The sequence below is a fragment of the Staphylococcus sp. 231237_7MaSpsaltlick genome (assembly GCF_043107035.1).
Window position 1 is genome coordinate 1 of record NZ_JBICNX010000375.1, and the last position, 443, is coordinate 443.

Sequence of the window (443 nt, forward strand, 5' to 3'; positions counted from 1 at the left end):
TGATTAGGGTGTACCCTTAAAGTGCATTATTTACTTAAAAGTATTCTTAAGTAAAATATATATCGTTAGAATTTTCTTTAATAACACGATATACAGTAGTTCTACTTACTCCTGTTTGTTCAGCAATTTCTGCACCAGTAAGTTTTTGTTCATCGTATAGAAATTTAATCATTCGTCTTATATGATCTGGTAATCTGGGTCTACCACCTGTGCGTCCTCTTGCTCTTGCAGCTTCTAAACCTTTTTTTGTTCTTTCGCTTAAAAGATTAGCTTCGAGTTCTGCAAAAGCACTCATCATCATAAAAAACATCTTACCCATTGCGTCATTGGTATTGATATTCATTTCAATAATTTCAAGTTCAATACCATTACTTTCAAGCCATTGAGCCAGTTCAATCAATTGTTTGGTTGTACGTCCAAGACGGTCAAGTTTATAAACAACT

At 33.4% G+C, this 443-nt stretch carries 1 protein-coding gene; it reads right to left on the bottom strand.

Annotation, left to right across the window (positions count from 1 at the left end; all coding sequences use genetic code 11):
* Positions 1-46: 46 nt before the first annotated feature.
* On the bottom strand, positions 47-443 hold a 397-nt coding region (locus tag ACF91D_RS31960; RefSeq protein ID WP_392438730.1), incomplete at its 5' end, for a recombinase family protein.